The sequence below is a fragment of the Amycolatopsis sp. NPDC000009 genome (genome assembly GCF_055563465.1).
The window spans coordinates 115,059-135,469 of the sequence record NZ_JBVHDI010000013.1 but is presented as its reverse complement, the minus strand read 5'-3'; the positions used below and the strand labels follow the sequence as shown (position 1 = coordinate 135,469).

Annotated in this window: 18 protein-coding genes; 6 read left to right on the top strand and 12 right to left on the bottom strand. The window is 70.4% G+C overall.

Going from position 1 to position 20,411, the window contains the following annotated elements:
• Positions 1-165 precede the first annotated feature (165 nt).
• Positions 166-1,014 (bottom strand): formyltetrahydrofolate deformylase, encoded by an 849-nt coding sequence (gene purU, locus ACZ3HL_RS29470; protein ID WP_465534840.1) that lies wholly within the window; start codon positions 1,012-1,014, stop codon positions 166-168.
• 112 nt (positions 1,015-1,126) lie between these two features.
• On the opposite strand from purU, the gene ACZ3HL_RS29465 reads away from it, so the two are divergent.
• The gene (locus ACZ3HL_RS29465; protein ID WP_465534839.1) at positions 1,127-1,798 is read left to right on the top strand and encodes a GntR family transcriptional regulator; all 672 of its coding nucleotides are present in this window, start codon (positions 1,127-1,129) and stop codon (positions 1,796-1,798) included.
• Positions 1,799-1,802: 4 nt separating this feature from the next.
• Here ACZ3HL_RS29465 and ACZ3HL_RS29460 read toward each other — a convergent pair whose 3' ends face one another.
• From ACZ3HL_RS29460 to ACZ3HL_RS29430, 7 genes are all read right to left on the bottom strand, one after another.
• Positions 1,803-2,387 carry a sarcosine oxidase subunit gamma gene (locus ACZ3HL_RS29460; RefSeq protein ID WP_465534838.1) on the bottom strand — a complete coding sequence of 195 codons (585 nt, stop codon included), beginning with the start codon at positions 2,385-2,387 and terminating at the stop codon, positions 1,803-1,805.
• A complete protein-coding gene (locus ACZ3HL_RS29455; protein WP_465534837.1) occupies positions 2,380-5,160 on the bottom strand; it encodes a 2Fe-2S iron-sulfur cluster-binding protein in 2,781 nt (926 codons plus the stop codon). Before ACZ3HL_RS29455 ends, ACZ3HL_RS29460 begins: the two co-directional genes overlap by 8 nt.
• A complete protein-coding gene (locus tag ACZ3HL_RS29450) occupies positions 5,157-5,453 on the bottom strand; it encodes a sarcosine oxidase subunit delta (protein ID WP_465534836.1) in 297 nt (98 codons plus the stop codon). The genes ACZ3HL_RS29455 and ACZ3HL_RS29450 overlap by 4 nt, the downstream gene beginning before the upstream one ends.
• A gap of 13 nt (positions 5,454-5,466) precedes the next feature.
• On the bottom strand, positions 5,467-6,705 hold the full coding sequence (locus tag ACZ3HL_RS29445) for a sarcosine oxidase subunit beta family protein (protein ID WP_465534835.1): 1,239 nt from the start codon (positions 6,703-6,705) through the stop codon (positions 5,467-5,469).
• A gap of 358 nt (positions 6,706-7,063) precedes the next feature.
• Positions 7,064-8,089 carry a 5'/3'-nucleotidase SurE gene (gene surE / locus ACZ3HL_RS29440; protein WP_465534834.1) on the bottom strand — a complete coding sequence of 342 codons (1,026 nt, stop codon included), beginning with the start codon at positions 8,087-8,089 and terminating at the stop codon, positions 7,064-7,066.
• Between the two features lie 122 nt (positions 8,090-8,211).
• The gene (locus tag ACZ3HL_RS29435) at positions 8,212-10,698 is read right to left on the bottom strand and encodes a glycoside hydrolase family 3 protein (RefSeq protein WP_465534833.1); all 2,487 of its coding nucleotides are present in this window, start codon (positions 10,696-10,698) and stop codon (positions 8,212-8,214) included.
• Between the two features lie 41 nt (positions 10,699-10,739).
• The gene (locus ACZ3HL_RS29430; RefSeq protein WP_465534832.1) at positions 10,740-12,002 is read right to left on the bottom strand and encodes an MFS transporter; all 1,263 of its coding nucleotides are present in this window, start codon (positions 12,000-12,002) and stop codon (positions 10,740-10,742) included.
• Between the two features lie 138 nt (positions 12,003-12,140).
• Between ACZ3HL_RS29430 and ACZ3HL_RS29425 the strand changes: the two genes are divergently transcribed.
• From ACZ3HL_RS29425 to ACZ3HL_RS29410, 4 genes are all read left to right on the top strand, one after another.
• Positions 12,141-12,752, top strand: coding sequence for a TetR/AcrR family transcriptional regulator (locus tag ACZ3HL_RS29425; protein WP_465417617.1), 612 nt, complete (start codon positions 12,141-12,143; stop codon positions 12,750-12,752).
• 147 nt (positions 12,753-12,899) lie between these two features.
• Positions 12,900-14,186, top strand: coding sequence for an MFS transporter (locus ACZ3HL_RS29420; protein ID WP_465534831.1), 1,287 nt, complete (start codon positions 12,900-12,902; stop codon positions 14,184-14,186).
• A 16-nt stretch (positions 14,187-14,202) separates the two neighbouring features.
• The gene (locus ACZ3HL_RS29415) at positions 14,203-15,039 is read left to right on the top strand and encodes an alpha/beta fold hydrolase (protein ID WP_465534830.1); all 837 of its coding nucleotides are present in this window, start codon (positions 14,203-14,205) and stop codon (positions 15,037-15,039) included.
• A gap of 95 nt (positions 15,040-15,134) precedes the next feature.
• Complete coding sequence (locus ACZ3HL_RS29410) at positions 15,135-15,770, top strand: TetR/AcrR family transcriptional regulator (RefSeq protein WP_465534829.1); 636 nt, start codon at positions 15,135-15,137, stop codon at positions 15,768-15,770.
• A gap of 33 nt (positions 15,771-15,803) precedes the next feature.
• Here ACZ3HL_RS29410 and ACZ3HL_RS29405 read toward each other — a convergent pair whose 3' ends face one another.
• From ACZ3HL_RS29405 to ACZ3HL_RS29390, 4 genes are all read right to left on the bottom strand, one after another.
• Positions 15,804-16,010, bottom strand: coding sequence for a CDGSH iron-sulfur domain-containing protein (locus ACZ3HL_RS29405; protein WP_465534828.1), 207 nt, complete (start codon positions 16,008-16,010; stop codon positions 15,804-15,806).
• On the bottom strand, positions 16,007-17,014 hold the full coding sequence (locus tag ACZ3HL_RS29400) for an iron-containing redox enzyme family protein (RefSeq protein ID WP_465534827.1): 1,008 nt from the start codon (positions 17,012-17,014) through the stop codon (positions 16,007-16,009). Before ACZ3HL_RS29400 ends, ACZ3HL_RS29405 begins: the two co-directional genes overlap by 4 nt.
• A 212-nt stretch (positions 17,015-17,226) precedes the next feature.
• Complete coding sequence (locus tag ACZ3HL_RS29395) at positions 17,227-17,859, bottom strand: MBL fold metallo-hydrolase (RefSeq protein ID WP_465534826.1); 633 nt, start codon at positions 17,857-17,859, stop codon at positions 17,227-17,229.
• On the bottom strand, positions 17,856-18,941 hold the full coding sequence (locus tag ACZ3HL_RS29390) for an S-(hydroxymethyl)mycothiol dehydrogenase (protein ID WP_465417631.1): 1,086 nt from the start codon (positions 18,939-18,941) through the stop codon (positions 17,856-17,858). Before ACZ3HL_RS29390 ends, ACZ3HL_RS29395 begins: the two co-directional genes overlap by 4 nt.
• Before the next feature lie 150 nt (positions 18,942-19,091).
• Between ACZ3HL_RS29390 and ACZ3HL_RS29385 the strand changes: the two genes are divergently transcribed.
• Positions 19,092-20,357: a helix-turn-helix transcriptional regulator gene (locus ACZ3HL_RS29385; RefSeq protein ID WP_465534825.1), complete on the top strand. Its 1,266-nt coding sequence runs from the start codon at positions 19,092-19,094 to the stop codon at positions 20,355-20,357.
• The last annotated feature ends 54 nt before the right edge of the window (positions 20,358-20,411 follow it).

Here is a 20,411-nt window from a genome sequence, read left to right as displayed (position 1 = left end):
ACTGCCGCTTGCCGGTCAGTGCTTCGGTGGGGCGGGCCGCGTCAGCCGGTGATCAGATCGGCGGCCTTCTCCCCGACCATGATCGAGGTCGTCGACGCCCATCCGACAGGTGCGCCCCGGCGAGCGCCGCACAGCGAGGCACCACACGCACACGATCCCCTGCGGTCAGGGGAAGACGACCGTGCTGGCGCCGTTGAGCAGGACACGGCGCTCGCAGTGCCAGCGGACCGCGCGGGACAGCGCGAGCGCTTCGGCGTCGCGCCCCACCGTCTGCAGGGCGCGCGGGTCGTAGGTGTGGTCGATCCTGATCACCTCCTGTTCGATGATCGGGCCTTCGTCCAGAGTGGAGGTCACGTAGTGCGCGGTGGCGCCGACCTGTTTGACGCCGCGTTCGTAGGCCTGGTGGTACGGCTTGGCGCCCTTGAAACCGGGCAGGAACGAGTGGTGGATGTTGATCGCGCGTCCGTGGAGGGCCTTGGTCGTCGCGTCCGAGAGGATCTGCATGTACCGGGCGAGGACGACGAGTTCGACGTCCAACTCGTCGACCAGCCGCAACAACCTGGCCTCGGCGGCTTCCTTGGTTTCGGGGGTCACGGGTACGTGCACGAAGGGCAACCCGGCCGCCTCGGCCATGGGGCGCAGCGTCTCGTGGTTGGACACCACCGCGACCAGGTCCGCACCAAGGCCGCCGGCCTGCCAGCGGAAGATCAGGTCGTTGAGGCAGTGGCCGAGCTTGGAGACCATCACGAGGACCCGCGCGTCGTGGTCGGCGGCGAAGTCGTAGGTCATCTGGAACGTCGCGGCGACCGGCGCGAACCCTTCGGCGAGCTCCCGGAGATCGATCTCGTCGGGAGCCGAGACCTGGGTGCGCATGAACAACCGGTCCCGCACGGAGTCGTCGAACTGCTGGTGCTGATCGATGTCGCAGCCGTTTTCGAACAGGTAGCCGCTGACCGCGCGCACGATCCCGGTGCGGTTGGGGCAGCTCAGGGTGAGGACGGTGCTCCGGCTCATCTGGGTACTCCTCGACGTCCGACGACCAGTCTAATATATCAGTTGTATTTAAGTTCTGACCAGTGCTGTGACTTCTGGTGCCGCTGTGGATATCACCGGCTAGGATGACGTCGTGAGCCCTGTTCGTCTCCCGCGCGACCTGGACCGCCGGCCGCGGTCGCTCGCCGACCGCGCCTATGCCGAGCTCCAGGATCGGCTGATCATGCTGGACATCCCGCCGATGGCCCCGATCGACGACGCGGCGTTGTCCGAGTCCATCGGGATCGGCCGGACGCCGGTGCGCGAGGCCCTCAAGCGGCTGGAGCTGGATCGTCTGGTGGTCTCGTACCCGCGCCGCGGGACGTTCGCCACCGGTGTGGACATCTCCGATCTCGCCTACATCTCCGAGATCCGCACGCAGCTGGAGCCGCTGGCCGCCCGGCGTGCCGCGACGATGGCGGCGCCGGACGTCCGCGCGGACGTCGTCGAGCTCGCCGACACGATCGAAGGTGGCGACGTCCGCGCGATGTCCCGGCACGAGCTGATGCAGTGGGATCTGCGGGTGCACCGCACGATCTACCGTGCCGCCGGCAACCCCCATCTGGAAGACACCCTGATCCGGTACCACAATCTGGCGACGCGCATCTTCTGCCTGTTCCTCGACCGGATGACCCAGTTCGACCGGCACATCGCCGAGCACGTCGGCCTCCTCCGGTCGATCGCCGACGGAGACGCCGGCTCGGCCGGGAAGATCGCGCTGGCTCACGTCACCGGGTTCGAGAAGGCGATCCGCGCGATCATCTGACCGCTCAGCGGAATTCGCCGGCGGCGTCGAGCAGCCACTCCGCGAGGTATCCGGCGAACGAGGGCCGGACGAACAACCGCAGGTCCTCCTCGCCGAGGGCGAGCAGCAGCACGACGGCTCGGCCGACGGTGGTCTGCGCGCAGGCCCCCGCGGGAAAGGCGGCGGGCCGCAGGTCCAGCGAACACCCGAACGTCAGCACCTCACGCGCGAGCGGTCCGCGCAGCCGGATGCCGGTCCGCTGGGCGGTGACGTCGACCGTGGCGCCGTCGTAGCCGGAGGCGGCCCGGCCGAGCGTCTCCTCGAGTTCGTGCGGCACGGCATTCGCGGAGGTGACCAGCCATTCGCCGGGGCCGAGCCAGACCACTTGGCCGTCCGCGGTGGGGGTCCAGGTGTTCGGCTCGACTGGGAGCGCGGCGCCGATCGTGCGGCCGAGCGCCTGCGGACCCGGGCCATCGGGATCGAGCCGCAGGTCCACGGCGGCGACCCCGCTTTCGGCTTGCGCGGTCAACCCGTCGACGGCGCGGCTCAGCGCCGCCAGGGCGGGCTTCCAGGCATCGAGCGGGTATGCGCGGTAGAGAGTGTCAGCCATCGCGGCGTGCTCCTTCCGGGTCGACCAGCACGGTTTCGCCGATCCGTGCCTCGATCAGCCCGGAGCCGACGGGAACGTGGACGAGGTCGCCCACGCGCGCCCGTCCGTTCTTCACCAGCGCCAGCGCGAACGGGCGGCCGAGCGCGGCGCTGTGGTAGCTCGACGTGACGTGGCCGAGCATGGGAACGGGCGGCTCGGGCAGCCGTCCGTCGTCGCGACGTTCGATGATCTGGGCACCTTCCGGCAACCGGGTGCGGCGGTCCGTCGGCAGCAGCGACACGAACTGCTTGCGCAGCGGGTTCTGGTTCTCCTCACGGGAAAACGACCGCTTGCCGAGGAAGTCGTCCTTCTTCTTCGACACGACCCAGCTCATGCCGAGGTCGTGCGGGCTCACGGTGCCGTCGGTGTCCTGGCCGATGATCGGATATCCCTTCTCGGCGCGCAGGGCGTGCATCGTCTCCGTGCCGTAGGGCGTGATGCCGAACCGCTCCCCCGCCGCCAGCAGGCGCTTCCACAGCGCGACGGCGTACCAGGAGCTGACGTTGACCTCGTAGGCCAGCTCGCCGGAGAACGAGATACGGGCCAGCCGGACCGGTACGCCGTCGAGCGAGGTGTCCTGCCAGGACATGAACGGGAACCGCTCGTTCGAGACGTCGACGTCCGGGAACACCGCCCCGACGACGTCGCGCGAGCGCGGTCCGACGACCGGGAAGACGGACCAGTGCTCGGTGACCGAGGCGAGGTGGACCCGCAGATCCGGCCACTCGGTCTGCAGCCACTCCTCCATCCAGTCCAGCACGCCGGCCGCGCCGCCGGTGGTCGTGGTGACGAGGTAGCGGTTTTCCGCGATGCGCAGCACGGTGCCGTCGTCGAACACCATGCCGTCGACGCCGCACATGACGCCGTAGCGCACGCGGCCGATCTTCAGCGTGCTCATCATGTTGGTGTAGATCCGGTCGAGGAACACTCCGGCGTCCGGACCCTGTACGTCGATCTTGCCCAGTGTCGACCCGTCGAGAATGCCGACGCCGTCCCGGACCGCGGCGCATTCGCGCAGGACGGCGGTGTCCATGTCCTCACCGGTACGCGGGTAGTAGCGAGCGCGCTTCCACTGCCCGACGTCCTCGAACACCGCTCCGGCCTCGATGTGCCAGCTGTGCAGCGCGGTGACGCGCTCGGGATCGAAAAGGCGTCCGCGCTCGCGGCCGGCCAGCGCGGCGAAGGCGACCGGGGTGTACGGCGGCCGGAACGTGGTGGTGCCCAGCTCCGCGACCCCGCAGCCGAGCAGCTCCGCCGTGATGGCGGACGCGATCACACCGGAGGTCTTGCCCTGGTCGTGCGCGGTGCCGACCGTCGTATAGCGCTTGACGTGCTCCACGGATCGCAGGCCCGCACCGACGGCGCGCGCGATGTCGGCGACCGTGGCGTCGCGCTGGATGTCCACGAACTGCCGCGCGGGATCCCCGTCGGTCTTCCAGAGCACCTTCGCGGGAGTGGGCACCGGCTCGGGGGCCACGGCCGGAGCGTCGTCGCCCGCGGCGTCGCGCAGGACGTCGGCCAAGGCGAAGATCCCGTTGGCCGCGCCGATCACGGTCACGCCAGGCAGCGGACTCGCGGGCCGGAACGCGCCGAGGCCCGCGTCGTAGGCCAGTGCTCCCTTGACGTGGCTGAAGAGGTGCACGGCCGGGTTCCAGCCGCCGGAGACGAGCAGGAGGTCGGCGGGGAGCCGGACGCCACCGTCCGAGGTCCGGGCGAGCACGCCCGAGACGCGCCGCTCTCCTTCGGTGCCCGTGACGACCGCGCCCGGCCGGACTTCGACCCCCCTGGCCGCACAGCGGGCGTCCCACTCCGCCGGCGCGCGGTCGCGCGCGTCGAGCACGGTCACCCGCGCACCGGCCCCGGCGAGGTCGACGGCCACGGCGTAGGCGGAGTCGCCGGTCGTGCACACCACGATCTCCCGGCCCACGAGAACGCCGTAGCGGTGCAGGAAGTCGTGGGCGGCCGAGGCGAGCATGACGCCCGGCCGGTCGTTGTCCTCGAAGACCACCGGTCGTTCGATCGCCCCTGTCGCGACGACGACCCTGAGCGCCCGGATGCGGTGCACCCGCTGCCGCGAGCGATGCGCCGGAGTCTCGGCACCGAGGTGGTCGGTGCGCCGCTCGACCGCGAGGACGAACCCGTCGTCGTACCGGCCGAACGCCGTGGTGCGCTGCAGGTGGACGACCTGCGGGTGCGCGGTCAGCTCCGCCACGACCTCGTCGACGAACCGCCGGGCCGGGCGTCCGTCGATGATCTCGGCTCCGGTGAGCGTGCCGCCGGGCTCGGCACGGTCGTCGACGAGCACGACACATTCCCCGGCGCGGGCCGCGTCGCGGGCCGCGAGCAGCCCGGCAGGCCCGGCGCCGACGACCAAAGTGCCGGTGTGGGTGTGCTTGCGGTCGTAGCGGGCCGGATCAGGCACTTCGGCGAGCCGGCCCTGCCCGTCGAGGCTGTGGGCCACCAGACCTTCGGTCAGCTCCACAGTGGACGCCTGCAGCATCGGCTCGGGAAACGGCTTCTCGATCTGGACCAGGCCGGTCGGGTCCTCGGTCCACGCGGCGCCGATCCCGCGCGGGCGGCCCAACCTGACGCTCGTTCCGACCTGGTGCACGTCGTTCGCGAGCAGCGCCGAGGCGAGCGTGTCGCCCGGGTGGCCGGTGTAGGCGCGGCCGTCGAAGGTGAAGGTGAGCAGACGGTCCCGGTCGATCCGGCCGTATCCGGCGACGCGGCTCATCCGGTCACCTCCGGCCGGACGGCGGCCGGGGGCGGCTCGCCAACGAGGTAGGTGGCGAGGAACTCGTAGGTGCGGGTGTCGCGGACGGCGTTGAACCAGCGACGGCAGCCCACCGTGTGGTTCCAGCGCTCGGCGAACGGGCCCTTCGGGTTGTCGCGGTAGAACAAGAATTCCGCCCATTGCCGGTCGGTCAGTTCAGCGGGATTCCCGGGGTAGGCGACGTCGGCTTGGCCTCCGTAGTGGAACTCGACCTCCTCACGAGGGCCGCACCACGGGCAGCGGACGAGTTGCATGACGGTCCTCGATTCAGTGGGCGACGGCGGCGGCGCCGTGCTCGTCCACGAGCGCGCCGGAGACGAACCGGTCCAAGGCGAACGGCGCCACGTACGGATGCGGTTCGCCGTTGGCGATGGTGTCCGCGTAACACCAGCCGATACCCGGGGTGGCCTTGAACCCGCCCGTTCCCCAGCCGGAGTTCACGAACACGTTCTCGTAAGGGGTGTGTCCGACGATCGGGCTGGCGTCGGGAGTGACGTCGACGATGCCCGCCCACGAGCGCAGCAGATGCGCGCGGGCGAACACCGGGAACAGCTCCACGGCCGCGGCCATCTGCCGCTCGATGACGTGGAACGCACCGCGCTGGCCGTAACCGTTGTAGGCGTCGACACCCGCGCCCATCACCAGCTCGCCCTTGTGCGCCTGGGAGACGTAGACGTGCACCGCGTTGGACATCACGATCGTCGGATGCACCGGCCGCAGCAGTTCGGACACGAGCGCCTGCAACGGATGCGACTGCAGCGGCGCCCGGATCCCGAGCATCTCCAGCAGCACCGAGGTGTGGCCCGCCGCGCACAGCGCGACCGTGCCGGCGCCGATGTCGCCGCGGGTCGTGCGCACCCCGGTGACCCGGTCACCGTCCACGGTGAACCCGGTGACCTCGCAGTCCTGGATCAGGTCGATCCCGGCCTCGTCCGCGCGCCGCGCGAAACCCCACGCGACGTAGTCGTGCTTGGCGATCCCGGCACGCGGCTGGTACGTCGCGCCGTGCACCGGGTAGCGGATCTCGTCCGAGATGTCGACGATCGGGCAGATCTCCTTGACCTGCCGGGGCGTCAGCCACTCGGCGTCGATGCCGTTGAGCCTGTTGGCCTCCACCCGGCGCACGGAGTCCCGGACGTCCTGCTCGGTGTGCGCGAGGTTCAGGACACCGCGCTGGGAGAACAGGATCGGATAGCCGAGGTCGTCTTCCAGTCCTTCCCAGAGTTTCAAGGAATGCTCGTAGATGGCCGCGGATTCGTCCCACAGGTAGTTGGACCGGATCAGCGTGGTGTTGCGGGCCATGTTGCCGCCGGCGAGCCAGCCCTTCTCCAGCACCGCCACGTTCGTGATGCCATGGTTCGCGGCCAGGTAGTGAGCGGTGGCCAGCCCGTGCCCGCCCCCGCCGACGATCGCGACGTCATAGGTCTTCTTCGGTTCCGGGTTCTTCCACAAGAAGTCCGGATGATCAGGCAGGTCGGCGCCGGGCGGCTCGGTCACGACGCTCACGCCGTCTCCGCCCGCGGGCGGTCGACCGGTGCGGACATGGAACCCACCTTCCGTATATCTATAACATGACGACTAATATATCAGCCTCACATCAAGGTAAGCCGGTGCGCACCGCGCAGTCAACCGCGCGCTCCGACCGGATTCGTGCCCGCGGGCACCGAGGGCTGTTTCCTGCGATCCCGCACCGGAGAGCGATACCGTTCGCGGCCACTACTTCGCGGTCGACACCCTCGCCGCGCCGCAGCACACCGAGAACGTCCTGTGCCTCTCCGGCCGGGAACGGGTCCGTGCCACCGGGCTGTAGTCAGCGGACGCCCGCTGCCCGGCCACCACGCATCGGTGACCGGGCAGCTCCCCCTCAGCCGGGCAGCCGTCCGCCGATGACGGCCGCCCGGACCCGGTCCGCGTCCCGGCCCGGAAGCGTCCGGTCCGCCGTGATCGGCGTGATCGAGACCTCGCCGCGGCGGATGGCCTCGGTGTCCGAATCGCGTTTGGTCTCGGGCAGGCAGTACCGGTCCGCCGGGCAGAGACCGAGGCCCAGGGTGAAGGTGTCGGCGTCCACGGGGGCGAACGTGGCCACGCCGAGCGGGCCGGTGCCCATGCTGGTCCAGGACACCCGGCTCGCCTTGCCTCGCGCCGCGTCGGGGTAGTTCACGTTCAGCGCGAACCGCGGGGACAGCAGGTCGCGTTGCCGCAGCTGGGTCAGCAGGCGGGCACCGAACCCGGCCGCGGCCTCGTAGGTCTTCCGGCCGACGACCAGGCCGTCCCCGACCATCCCGCTGAACGCCACCGCCGGGACCTCGCTGTCGAGCGCGGCGATCGCGGCGCCCACGGTGCCCGAGTCGTTGATCGCCGAGCTGACGTTCGGCCCCGAGTTGATCCCGGTCACCACGACGTCGGGCTCGTCGCGCCAACCCACCAGATGACCGAGTCCACCGCGCAGCGCGAACTTCACCGTGTCGGCCGGGGTGGCCGAAGGGGACGCCGCCGTGCACGGCGAAGCTCCCCGGCACAGGCCGAACACCGCGCCGCCGCTGGGCGCTCCCGCGCAGTCCTGCCGGTATCCGGCGGGCATCACGGTGCGACGCTGCGCGGAGACGGTGCCACCGGTGGTCACCGCTCCGCTCGCACCGCTCATGTACGCCCACGGCGCGACCACGATCACGTCGGCCCCCGCGGCGCAGAGCCGTTTCCGCAGGTCGTACAGGCCGACGCCGTCCGCGCCGTCCGGCCGCGCGGCCTGCATCGAATCGTCATTGCTGAGCAGGACGCGCATCCCGGCCAGCGGCGCCGGCGCGGCGGCCGCACCCGAGGCACCGGTGAACACCACGGTGGCGGTGGCCGCCAGCAAGGCACCGGCCTTGAGGACCGAACGTGTTTTCATGGGCGGTTTCCTTTCGTGCTGGGGACTTATCGAGGGGTAAGGCAATCTCGCGGGTCGGCTGCCGAAGGTCCGTGAAGGCCTCCTTGAGGGACTCTGGGTCCCTCAAGGAGGCCTTCACGGACCTACGCCTGGCCTGCGGTTGGCGTGTGGGTCGTGGCGCGCACGAGCCGGATGTCGGCGGCCGACCGTCCGATGTGGAGACCGAATTCCCCCGCTTCGACAGCCCATCCGCCGTCCCAGTGCGCGAAGACACGCCGGGGAAGGGTGATGTCCACCGTGGCCCGCGCCCCGGCGGCGCACTTCACGGTCGCGAAACCGGCGAGCCACCGGTGCGGGCGGTCCACCGCGCTGTCCGGACGGGACGCGTAGACCTGGACGACCTCACGGCCGTCGCGGATGCCGGAGTTGTGCACGGTCACCATGACCCGCACGTCACCGTCCACAGTGTCCGGTTCGAGGACGCGGGCGTCCTCATAGGACCAGTCGGTGTAGCCGAGTCCGTGACCGAACCAGTAGGCCGGTTCGGCGTCGCCCCGTTGCCAGGCGCGGTAGCCGATGAAGACACCCTCGTCGTAGCCGAGCTTCCCGTCCTGAGGACGCACCTGGGTGACCGGCGCGTCGCCGAGCCGGGCCGGCCACGTGGTGGGCAGCCTGCCACCTGGTTCGGTCTCGCCGAGCAGGACGTCGGCGAGCGCGGAACCGCCCTCCTGTCCGGGGAACCAGCTCAGCAGCACCGCGGCGACCTCGTCACGCCACGGCATCTCCACCGGGGAGCCGGCGTTGACCACGACGATCGTGCGCGGGTTGACCGCGGCCACCCGGTGCACCAGTTCGTCCTGGCGGCCCGGCAGGCGCAGGTCGGCGCGGTCGAATCCTTCGCTCTCCACCCGCTCGGTGGTCGCCACGACCACGATCGCGGTGTCGGACACGGACGCGGCGGCCACCGCCTCCTCGATCAGCTCGTCGGCGTCGAGCTGGGGCTCGCGGTGCACCAGCGCGCAACTGATGGTCGTGACCGGCGCCTCCGACAGGTCGGGAACGGTGTAGACCAGGCTGACCTCGACGGTTCTTCCCGCGACGAGCTCCGCCTTGGCCCGCTCGGACGGCGCGGCGAAGAACGCCTCGAAGGGGTCGAGGCCGTCGGCGACCGCGACGCCGTCGAAGAGCACCGCGCCGTCGACGGACAGGACGAACGCGCCAAGACCCTTGGTACCGAACGAATGCAGCCCGGACTCGCGCGGAGTGAACCGTCCGGTGATCTCCACCGAGTGCAGGCGGTCGAGCGTGACCCCGTCGGGCAGGTCGGTACCGAACCACTGCACCATGCCCTGGGGCAGTGGTTCCTCACCCAGCACCGTTCCCTCGACGTCCCGGCACACCGCGCGCAGCCCGAAACAGTTGCCGGCGACGCTGAGCTCGTCCGTCGGGTCGGCACCGATGCGGTAGGTCAGTGCCCCCTCCGGCAGAGCGGCACGCAGGCCCTCCAGCGGGGACACCACGCGCTCCGGGAAGACCTGGGCCGAGCCGCCGCCCAGCACCCGGGCGTCCCGCGCGGCCGCGCCGAGCAGGGTGACGGTGCCGTGACGGGCGGCGTCCAGCGGGAGCACCTCGTCCCGATTGCGCAGGAGCACGAACGTCCGTCCGGCGAGTTCCCTGGCCAGCGCCACGCCGTCGAGTGGGGCAGGCAGCTCGTCCTCCGCGACGGCGGGAGCGACCCGGTCCCAGGCACCGGTCCGCGCGGCCAGGCGCAGTACCCGGCGCACCGCCTCGTCCACTGTGGACTCTCGCACCGCACCGGCGCGGACGGCCGCGGCCAAGGCTTCGCCGTAGACCGTGCGCGGGCCGGGCATCGCGACGTCGAGCCCGCCGTCGATGGCGCCCTTGGTGGACCGGGTGGCGAACCAGTCGGAGACGATGGCGCCGTCGAAACCCCACTCTCCCCGCAGAACCCCGTTCTGCAGTTCGTCGTGCTCGGTCATCGTCGGGCCGTTCACCGAGTTGTAGGCCGCCATCACCCCCCACGGCTTCGCACCGGCGACGATCATCTCGAACGGCGTCAGGTACAGCTCGCGAAGCGTGCGCTCGTCGACGAGGTTGTCGACGGTGAACCGGTCGGTCTCGGCGTCGTTGGCGACGAAGTGCTTGACGGTGGTCCCGACACCGCCCTCCTGCACGCCGCGCACATACCCGGTCCCGATCGCGCCGGTGAGGAACGGGTCTTCGGAATAGCACTCGAAATGCCTGCCGCCCAAGGGTGAACGGTGCAGGTTGACCGTCGGCGCCAGAAGCACGTGCACGCCTTTGCGGCGCGCTTCCTGCGCCAGCAGGTGGCCTGCCCGGCGGATGAGCCCGGGGTCCCACGTGGCCGCCATCGCGGTGGGGCTCGGCAGGGCGATCGAGGGGTCGGCGGCAGTCCAGCGCACACCGCGGACCCCGATCGGGCCGTCGGACATCACCAGCGATCGCAGGCCGATCTCCGGCAGCGGGGGCAGGGACCACATGCCCTGACCCGCCACCAGCCTCGTCTTGACGTCGAGGCCGAGGGCGGGCAAGGCGGCGTCGATCGCCGCCTCGATCTCGGCCCCGTGATCGGCGTGGTGACTGTTCACTGCGACTCCCTCTGTAGTGACACGGCGGCCGGTCCGCCGCTTCATCGAATTCCCTTGATCCGGCCGACCAGGACGGCTCCGGCGAGCGCCGCCGCGGCGGCGATGCCGAACAACAGCGGATAGTTCCGGCCGCCGCCCACCGCCAGCACGAACGGGGCGATCATCGGCATCAGCGACTGGGGAAGGGCGTTGGCGATGTTGACCACGCCCAGGTCCTTGGCCGGGTTGGCGGGATCCGGCAGCACCTGGGTGATCATCGCCATGTCCACCGCGTAGAACAGGCCGCCGCCGATGCCGAGCACCAGTTGCGCCACGCCGATCCACAGCAGGTTCGGGGCGGCGGCCAGCACGCCGAGGCCGATGGCCACGATCACGCCGGAGCCGATGACGAACGGTTTGCGCCTGCCGAACCGGTCGGAGACCCAGCCGCCGAGCAGCGCCATCAGGGACTGCACCGCGTATCCGCCGGCGATCATCCCGGCGACGATGCCCGCCGTCTCCGCCGGCGCGAGGCCCATCCGGAACGGGACGTAGTAGGCGAGGTAGGTCATCGGGGCGACCGAGCCGAACATGACGAGGAACTTCGTCAGCCAGGCCCAGCCGAAGTCCGGCGCGGCGGCGGGGTTGAACACCAGGCTGCCGAAGAACTGCTTCGCGGAGAAGCGTTCCGGGGCCGTCTCCAGCCGCCGGTCCCGCAGTTTCAGGGTGAACCAGCCGACCAGCACGACGGTCAGGACGGCGGGCAGCAGGAACATCACTCGCGCGTCCGAGCTGAGCGCGGCGATACCCGATCCGGCCAGCACGGACGCGGTCACGCTCGTGCCGATCGCGCCGGAGGCCGTGCCGCGGCCGCTTTCCGGGACCTGGTCCGGAATCGTCGCCATCAGTGCGGCGTAGACGGCGTTGAATCCGGCCTGCACGATCGCCCAGCCGGCCACCAGCGCGGGCACGGACGGCACGAAGGCGATCACCGCCAGGCCGAGGATTCCGGCGACGGTGCCGCCGGCGAGCCACGGACGGCGCCGGCCGAACCGCGACCGGGTCCGGTCGGAAAGCCTGCCGGACAACGGGTTCACGAGAAGAGCCAGGATCGCGCCGACCCCCAGCACCAGGCCGAGGGTGGATTCCTTGGCCTGCGGCGCGACCTCGGCGACCCGCAGCGCCAGCGTGACGATGACCGGGGTCATCAAGGCGGCGTACAGACCGAAGTTGGCGAGTCCCAGCCGGAGCACGAAACCGCGGGGCGCACGCGCGTCCGCCTCGGCCTCGGGGGCCGTGGGAGTGGCCGCGATGACGTTGTCCACAGCCGGTCCTCCTCGTCGAGGTGGCGACGGTGCCCGGCGGGCTCCGCTCGAATGGCAGCCATCGTGACCTACCTACCTGATACTCGGTAGGTTTCGTATTCATTCTGTTATCGACAAGCCACCGGCTACCCTTGCCCAGTGCGCGCAACAGACCCGGCCGAGCACGCCGACACGGCCCGCCCCGGACGGCGGCGCGCGGACCGGCGCGGCGAGATCCTCAAGGCGGCCATGGCCGTCATCGCCGAACGCGGCTACCGCGGCGCGTCCCTGGCCGCCGTCGCCGAACGCGTCGGCATCACCCAGCAGGGCCTCCTGCACTACTTCCCCACCAAGGAGGACCTGCTCGTCGCCCTTCTCGAGGCGCGCGACGAATGGGACACCGCCGGCACCACCGAACAGGCGACGGGGCCATGGCCACTGGACCTGCTGGCCACCCTCGTGGAATACAACTCGAGCAGGCCAGGCGTGGTCCAGACGTTCTCCGCACTGCTCGGCGAGAGCGTCACGGGCGACCATCCGGCACGCGAGTTCTTCACCCGCCGGTACGCCACGATCCGCGCCTCACTGACCGAGACCCTGCGCCGGGAATTCGGCGACCGCCTGCCGGGGAACCTCACCCCGGAAGCCGTGGCACCCCTGGTGATCGCGGTCATGGACGGTATGCAGTTCCAGTGGCTGCTGGACCCCGACGAGGCGGACATGGCCGCCTCGTTCAGCGCTTTGGTCCAGTTGCTGCGCCAGGCCACCTGAGCCGGCCAGCCACCCGGCCGAAGTCACATACCCGACCCTAATAGGTCACGAACACATAAACAGACCGACCACGCGGTCGGTTGCCGTGATGTGATGCGCCGCATTCGCCGTGGCAGTGGTGCCCGGCATCGCGTTCAGGAGGCGGCCATGGCCCCCACACTGCCTGACCCAGCACCGCACCCCGCGACCGTCGCGCCGGACGATGTTCCCGGCCCCCGCCCTGGTCCAGGGCGCGGGCGCGTGCTCATCGGGTCGCTCTTGGTCGGCAACTTCTCCCTCTTCCTCGCCTATTCGGGCCTGCTGGGCATCCTGCTGCCGAACCAGGTCGCCGAGGTCGACCCCGCGGGAAAGGTCGGCAGCCTCGGCCTGGTGGTCAGCGTGTCGGCGTTCGCCACGCTCTTCGTGCAGCCCATCGTCGGCGCGCTGTCCGATCGCACGCGCAGCCGGTTCGGCCGCCGCACCCCGTGGATGATGCTCGGCGCGCTGTTCGGCGCGGTGTTCCTGGTGACGCTTCCCGTGGCGGGCTCCGTCGCGCTGCTGGCCGTGCTGTGGCTCCTCGTGCAGGTCTCGCTCAATATCGTCCAGGGCCCGATGACGGCGATCCTGGCCGACCGGCTGCCGCCCGGGCAGCGTGGCACTGCGTCCGCCTTCGTCGGCGTCGGCAGCATGGTCGGCGCCACCGCGGGAGTGCTGCTGGCCGCCCGGTTCGCCACCGACCTCGGGATCGGCTACAGCGTCTTCGCCGCCGTCGTGCTCGTGGTCATCTTGCTGTTCGTGCTCGTCAACCGCGACACCTCGAGTGCGGGGCAGCCGCGTGCGGCCTGGTCGTGGTCGGCGTTCCTGAAGGGTTTCTGGGTCAGCCCGCGCCGTCACCCCGACTTCGCCTGGGCCTTCGTCGCCCGGATGTCGTTCGTGCTCGGCTATTGGGCCGTCTACAACTTCCAGCTCTACATCCTGGTCGACCACGTGGGAATTCCGCTGGAGCGCGCGAACGCCGTCACCGGGCAACTGTCCTTGGTGATGCTCGTCGGCACGGTGCTCTCCAGCTTCGTCACCGGCCCGTGGTCGGACCGCGTCGGACGCCGCAAGCCGTTCGTGATCGCCGCATCGGTGATCATCGCCGTCGGCCTGGCGTGCCCGTTGATCAGCCCGACCATCGGGGGCATGCTGGCCTTCGCGGCGATCTCCGGCTTCGGGTTCGGCACCTACATGACCCTCGATGTCGCGCTGATGACCCAGGTGCTGCCGAGCGGCGACGACGCCGCCAAGGACCTCGGACTGCTCAACGTCGCCACCAATTTCCCGCAAGCGGTGGCACCGACCTTCTCCGCTTTTCTCATCACCCTTGCCGGGTACCACGTCCTGTTCGCCGTCGCCGGCCTGCTCGTGCTCGTCGGCGCCGCCGCGTTCCTGCCCATCCGATCCGTCCGCTGACCCCGAGGAGCAACCGTTGTACTCCCTTCCCTCACGAGCCCGCACCCTCACCGTGCCCACCACGGCCGGCAGGCTGTCCGCCGTCCGGGCCACGCCGGAAGGCGGCGCCGGCGCGGCCAAGGGCGTCGCCGTCCTCGTCCCCGGCTACACCGGGTCCAAAGAGGACTTCGTGCCGATGCTGAGCGGGCTGACCGAAGCCGGTTACGACGTGCTGACCTACAGCCAGCAAGGACAGTGGCTGTCCGAAGGCCCGGACGACGCCGGCGATTACACCGTGGACGCCTTCGCCACCGGCCTGCTGGAGGTCCTCGACGCCGTCGTGCCCGGCGAGCGGGTCCATCTGGCGGGGCACAGCTTCGGCGGCCTGGTCACGCGCGCGGCGGTGATCCGGGAGCCGGACCGCTTCCGCAGTTACACCATCCTGTGCTCGGGCCCTGGCGGCTCCACCGTCACCGGACCGGCCGGACCGACGCTGCAGGACGCCATCGCCGCCGAAGGTTCGGCCGGCGCCTGGCGATTCCTCGAACCGTTCTTCGCCGCCGGGGCACCGGAACCGGTCGTGACTTATCTGCGGACCCGGATCCACGAGACCAACCCGGCCAATCTGCTCGGCATCGCCCGCGCCATCACCGGCGAACCGGACCGCGTGGCGGAACTGCGGGCGGCCGGGGTCCCGATCATGGTGGCCCATGGGGAGAACGACGCGGCGTGGCCGCCGGAGGCACAACGCGACATGGCGGCCCGCCTCGGCGCCCGGTACGAGGTCATCGCCGGCGCGGGGCACACACCGAACGAGGAAAAGCCGGACGTCACGGCGCGCCTCTTCGCGGAATTCTGGGCGCAAACGGGCTAGGCGGCCTGGTTCGCGCCCCTCCGGCCTTGGCGGGCTACCCTGCGCTCGTAACCCCATCGGGCGCGCGAGCGCAGGACCGCCAGGAGAAGCGCTTCATGTCCCTCCCCGCCGACCGGCCCACCACACGCGGGGAAGCGGCCGGCGCGGCGTCGCGGGCGGCCGTCGTACGAGTGGCCACCGAACTGTTCTCCGCCACCGGATACCGCGGCACCTCGATCGCCACCGTCGCGCGCACCGCCGGGCTTTCCCAGTCCGGGCTGCTGCACCACTTTCCCAGCAAGACCGCCCTCTTGACGGCGGTGCTCGAAGCGCGCGACGCGGAGGACACCCGCTTCCTCCGGCAAGGCGGTGACCGGATGCCCCTGAGCTGGGCCGCGTTCGCGGCGCTCGAGGCGCTGGTCGCCCGCAACGCCACGCGACCGGAACTGGTGGGGTTGTTCGTACGCGTGACCGCCGAAGCCACCGATCCGCTGCACCCCGCGCACCAGTGGACGCGATCGCACTACTCGACAGTGACCCGGTGGCTGACCGAAGCGATCCACAGTGGACAGCACAGCGGGGAGATCCGGGCCGACGCCCCGGTGGCCACGTTGGTGCACACGACGATCGCCGTACTGGACGGCCTGCAGCAGCAGTGGATGCTCGACCCCGGCACGGTCTCGATGACCGTGGAGTTCGGTGCCTTCGTCGACGCCGTGAAGCATCGGTGGGCCGGTCACCCGGGCAGGTGACGGCGAGCCGCTGTCCGGACGCCCCGTCACCACTCAGCGGCTCATCGGCGCGCCTTTGCCTGCCTTGTGGTTGCCGTCGCACCACGGCGGCAAGGCGGTCCGCCCGCAGCGGCACACCGCGACCGTGCGTGCGGTCACGACCGGTTTGCCGCCCTGATCCTCGACGGTGAACCGGCCGCGGAGCAGCAGCGGCCCGTTCTCGTAGACGGTGACCCGCGCCCCTTCGCCGCGGACGGTCATGACGCCCTCGCCGCGTGCTCGGGTCGCAGTGAGGACACGCCCCGCCGCCAGCAATCCAGCAGGTGTTCGGCGAAGGCCGCGTCGAGGTCGAGGCAGCAGGCGGCCCCGAACAGCACATCCCCCGCCAGTTCCGGATGCTGGCGCGCGAATCCGCCGCACAGGTCGTGGGCGGCGATCTGCTCGTGCACCGCGTCGGCGGTCACGTGCTCGTCGAAGAACCGGGCGGCGACGTCGTCGCCGCCGAGCCGGCGCACGCCTTGCCCATAGCGGCGGTTCGGCAGCGACGACGTCATCTCGAAGGCCGCGAGATGCCCGATCAGCGCGCCCCGCCACCGCCGGTGCAGGCCGAACAGCGAAATGAGGTTGGACGTCGCCAGCGTCACGGCGGGCACCGAATCGACGTGAACGCCGTAGGTGTCGGTCAGCCCGAAGGCCCGCATCGTGGAGCGGAACAGTTCGGAGTGCATCCGGTCCGCGCGACCGCCGCCGTATTCGTCGGCCTGGATGTCGACCAGCGCGGCCTTGACCGGCCCCGCCAGCCTCGGCACCGCCCACGTATGCGGATCGGCCTCCTTCAGGTGATACACCGACCGGTGCTGGACGAATTCGCGGAACTGCTGCGCCGTGGCGGAGCGTTGCAGATACCTGGCCAGCGGCGGGCCGTCCGCGGACTCGACGAGCGCGGTGAGCGTCACCGGCAGATCGCGCGGATTCTCGGCGACCGGATGCCCGACCCTTCGCAGCAGATCCCGTTCGAATTCGCGTTCGAGCACCGACCGCAACGAGAGCAGGCCCGGATCCCATTCCCAGCGCTCGTCCACCCCGGCGAAACCGCGGTAATGCAGCTCGTAACACAGGTAAAGAGCCAGCTGGAGATCGTCGTCGCAGACCGCGCCCGGCTGGCCGGACGAACGAACTTCGGCCAGCACCGCCTGCCCCGGACTTCCTGTCAGTGCTTCGATGACCCGGGCACTCACCGGCCCTCGTGACTCCGGAAGCCGCATACCGTCCTCCCTCCTTTGCGGAACATCGCACTGGAGGGACACCGCGCGGACGCTCCTGTCTCGCGCGAAACGCAGAGATAACCCAGTGGGGTGACCCCGGGCGGGAGAGAATTCGCACCGAAAGGCCGGTCGGTGTCCACCGTGACGGCCGCGTCGGCGCCGGTGATCTCGATGAGCAGCAGGCCGATGGTGATCGGCGCGACCACCGATCCTCAGTGTCCGCGGGCGATCCATTCGGCCAGGTGCGGCGCTTCGGTGCCGATCGTGGTGGGGTCGCCGTGTCCGGTGTGGACGGTGGTGTCCTCGGGCAGGGTGAAAAGCCGTTCGCTGATCGAGGAGATGATCGTCGGGAAGTCGGAGAACGAGCGTCCCGTCGCGCCGGGCCCTCCCGAGAACAGCGTATCCCCGGAGAAGAGCGCCTTGGCCTCGGGAAGATACAGGCAAACCGATCCAGGCGAGTGTCCCGGTGTGTGGATGACCTCGATCTCCGTGCCGGCCACGGCGATCCGCTCACCGTCCTCCATCCGCCGGAAACGGATGCCGGGGTGGGTCATCTCCCACAGCTCCTGATCCCCCGGATGCAGAACTGCCGGCGCGTGCAGGTGTTCGCTCAGCTGCGGAGCGACGGTGACATGGTCGTTGTGCCCGTGGGTGCAGACGACGGCGACCACGTCACGGCCGCCCACCGCCGTGGTGATGGTCTTCTCGTCGTGCGCGGCGTCCACGATCACGACCTCGTCGTCGTCCCCGACGAGCCAGACGTTGTTGTCGACGTCCCACGACCCGCCGTCGAGTTCGAAGACCCCGGCGGTGACGACACGTTCGATCCGCAGGTCCCCGCTCACAGGATCACCACCGAACGCAGCACCTCGCCGGCGTGCATGGCGTGGAAGGCCTTCTCGACACCGTCGAGGCCGATCCGCTCGGTCACGAACCGCTCCAGCGGCAACCGGCCCTGCAGGTGGAGGTCGATCAGCATCGGGAAGTCCCGCTCCGGCAGGCAATCCCCGTACCAGGACGATTTCAGCGCGCCACCACGGGAGAAGAAGTCGATCAACGGCATCTCCAGGCGCATGTCCGGCGTCGGAACGCCGACCAGGACCACCGTGCCCGCCAGGTCACGCGCGTAGAAGGCCGCCTTCCACGTCTCCGGACGGCCGACCGCGTCGATGACGACGTCGGCGCCGAAACCGCCGGTCAGTTCCTGGATCGCGGCGACCGTGTCGGTGCCGGAGGCGTCGACGGTGTGGGTCGCGCCGAGTTCACGTGCCCACGCGAGCTTCCGCTCGTCCCGGTCGACCGCGATGATCGTACCCGCGCCCGCCAGCCGAGCCCCGGCGATGGCGGCGTCGCCGACACCCCCGCAGCCGATGACCGCGACCGAATCCCCGCGGCCGACCGCGCCGGTGTTGACCGCCGCGCCGAGCCCGGCCATGACGCCGCAGCCGAGCAGGCCCGCGACTGCCGGGTCCGCGGCGGGATCGACCTTGGTGCACTGTCCGGCGTGGACGAGTGTCTTGTCCGCGAACGCGCCGATGCCCAGGGCCGGGGTCAGCTCGGTGCCGTCGGTCAGCGTCATCTTCTGTGTCGCGTTGAACGTGTCGAAGCAGTACTGCGGACGTCCGCGTTTGCAGGCGCGGCACTGCCCGCACACCGCGCGCCAGTTGAGGACGACGAAATCCCCCGGCCGCACCGAATCCACGCCCTCTCCGACGCTTTCCACGGTGCCCGCGGCCTCGTGGCCGAGCAGGAACGGGAACTCGTCGTTGATGCCGCCGTCACGGTAGGTCAGATCCGTGTGGCAGACCCCGCAGGCCGCGATCGATACGACGACCTCGCCGGGGCCCGGGTCCGGGATCACGATGTCCGTCAGCTCCACCGGAGCGTTCCGGGACCGGGCGATCACCCCGCGCACCTGCTGTGGCATTCCCTGTTCCTCCACCGTTCGGCGACATAGGCATGCACATGAGCGCATGCTTCACGTGAGGTTAGGCCGGAAACGCGCGGCGGCGACCTGGTCATCGGTCCAGTGGATCCTGTCCTTTCGACCAGGCGAGCCGACGGCTAGGCTCAACCGATGCCCGACTCCGCCGACCTGACCGCGCTGCGCGACGTCATCGGGGGCCCGCTGCGCGAGATCGCCGACCGTTTTTCGCGTTTCCTCGCCGACGGCTGGCCACATCAGGCCCTGGTCATCTTCACCCGAGAGTGCACCGGACGGCCTCGCAAGGTCACCGGCGCCCGGGAAATCACCGACAAGGTCACCATCGCCGAACTCGAAGCACTCAAGGCGAACGTGCGGCCCGGCCGCCAGCTGACCACGAAGGCCACTCTCGGCGGCACCCTCCGGACGGTGTGGGCCGTGCAGGATCCGATCGGCACCCTGCTCGTACTCGTCCCCCGGTCGAGCCGGGCTCGCTTCCCGTATCCCGATCCCCTGGCCGAGGTCTTCGGCATCGTCGCGACCTCGATCCGCCAACAGGTGACCCAGGCCAGCCCCGACTACCTCGCCGAATCCCGCGCGGCCTCCAGCGAACGCGCCAGGACGATCGCCGAAATGGCCGCAGCCCACGAAACCGCTCTCGTCACGGTTCTGACCACGTTGCGGTCGGCCCGGCTGGACGACCACCGCGCCCGGCTCGCCGCGACCGACTCCGCCTCGGCCGCGCTGGTCGCGCTCCGATCCGCCCGGGAAACCGATCTCGCTCAGTCCGAAGAGCCCATGCACACCGCGTTCGCCAGGCTGCGGCGGGAAATCCGGCAGATGCTGCGCCACCACGACGCGGAGCTGGAGTTCACGGCCCCGGCGAAGAACGGACGGCCGGTACCGGGCGAGGTCGCCCATGCCGCCAGGGCGATGACATGTGCGGCGGTCCTGGCCTTCACCGGCCAGCCGGATCTGACCCGCCTCCGGATCGCCTGGTCGAGCGACAGCACCGCGCTGCACCTCGACATCCGGGACCAGGAATCCGGGAACCTCGACGTCCACGGACTGCGCTCGCAGCTCGACGGGCGCGCGAGAACACTGGGGGCCACCGTCGAGATCGACGCCGTCGCCGGCTGGGGCAGCCGCGTCACCATCGACCTCCCGTTCGAGCCTGCCGCGGGCCGCGTCGACGAGAGTCAGCTGGCAGACCTCAACCCTCGCGAACTCGAAGTGCTACGGCTGGTGGCCCAGGGTCAACGCAACAAGTCCATCGCCGCAGCGCTCGGCATCACCGAAAGCACGGTCAAATTCCACGTCGCCGGCCTTCTGAAGAAGCTGAACGTCACCTCACGTGGTGAAGCCGCGGCCTTGGCCCTGAGTGCCGGAGTCTCCGGTACCCAGGCCATCGTGCCGTGATCGCGGGCCTGTTCAGAGCGGTAGGGCGAACGTGGCGTGTTGCGAGCCGGAGAC